At 41.2% G+C, this 1,491-nt stretch carries 1 protein-coding gene; it reads right to left on the bottom strand.

Annotated features, from left to right (window positions below):
• Positions 1–1,419 (bottom strand): IS3 family transposase gene (locus tag ODU45_RS09890; protein ID WP_398581232.1). Its coding sequence is split into 2 segments (ribosomal slippage), with 1,420 coding nucleotides annotated over them: positions 1–774 and positions 774–1,419; the frame shifts between segments, so codons are not numbered across the junction. This gene is flagged as partial in the annotation.
• Positions 1,420–1,491 lie beyond the last annotated feature (72 nt).

Below are 1,491 nucleotides of genomic sequence, written 5' to 3'. Positions count from 1 at the left end.
TAAAGTGCCCAAAGAGACTCTCAATTGGTGCATTGTCAATACACTTACCAACACGAGACATAGAGCGTGTCATCTGATACTGAGTCGTCAGACGGTAATAATCTTTCGAAGTATATTGTGATCCTCGATCGCTATGAATTAATGGTGTCGCATCAGGATTAGCTGTTCGGGCTTTACGAAGCGTTTCTAATACCAACTCATTATCATTAAACTGACCAACCACATAAGCGACAATAGAGCCGTCATAAAGGTCCTTAATCGCACTCAAATAGGCTTTACAGCCGATACCGTACTTCAAGAAAGTCACATCTGTACACCATTTCTGATTGGGGGCAGTAGCTGTAAAATCACGATTGAGAATATTGTCTTCTACATTGACAAAGCTAGTCTTGGTGCAATATCCCTTGGATCTTCTGATAATGGAGCGAATACCTAGAATATGCATCAAGCGACGAATCCGCTTCTTGTTGTAGTTTGTTTCAAGCTTGCGATTGACAAATCGAGTCATACGACGATAACCAAGAATGCCATTATGTTGGCTATGAAGGTCCTTGATGACGTCTATCAATCTTGTATTTTCTTGTTCAGAAGGAGTTTCTTGATGACGCAACCACTTGTAATAGCCTGAGCGAGATACCTTTAGAATACGGCACAAGTGGCTGATAGAAGCCTCTTTCTGTTCATCCGCATATTCTTTAATCGCTTGGAAGGATTCCAAGTGGCGCCCCATTCTTACCGTCGATTTCGTCGCTTGATTTCTTCTAACTTTTTTAGCAGACCATTCTCCATTTCAAGATACTTAATCCGTTCTTCCTGTTGCTTGATTTTTAGGCGTAACTCTTCTTCCGAAGTCAGATTAGGCTTACTTTCCAAACCTTTTCCACGACGGTCGAGGAGGCCGTTAGAACCGTCCTTCTCAAACTTTCTGACCCACGAATAGACCTGTTGATAGGAAACACCATACTTCTCAACAGCCCCTTGGTAATCTTTCTCGTGGGCAAGGATAAAATTGACAATCTCAACCCGTTCGTCAAAAGTTGTCTTGCGTCCTTGTTTCATGCGACTCATTCCTCTACTAGTAGCTTTCAATTCTTTACCACTAGTATAACGTTTTATCCATGATCTGAGAACATAATCACAAGAAATTCCATATTTTTCAGTCAAATCTTTGAGACTTCCCAAGCCATTGAGATAGTCGGAAACAGCTTGTTCCTTTAGTTCCTTACTATACTTCGTCCAGTGACGGCTTTCCTCTAGCCCCTCAACACCAGCTTCTTTGTACTTCCGAACCCAGTTTGATAGAGTGTCTTTAGACACACCATGGTGCCTAGCTAACCAGCTAAGTGATTTCCCAGCTTCCAAGTAGAGTAGAACAATTTCTAGTTTCTCAGAGACAGACTTTGGACTTCTTTTGGACATAATAAAACTCCCTTTATAGTTTCTAGTGAAAATTTTTGTTTTTTCACTGTCCACTATAAGGGGAGTATATCA

It is taken from the genome of Streptococcus sp. 2022WUSS135 (assembly GCF_044427045.1).
Lineage (GTDB): Bacteria > Bacillota > Bacilli > Lactobacillales > Streptococcaceae > Streptococcus > Streptococcus hashimotonensis.
The sequence above is the reverse complement of the archived record's forward strand: the minus strand, read 5'-3'. Positions and strand labels throughout refer to the sequence as shown.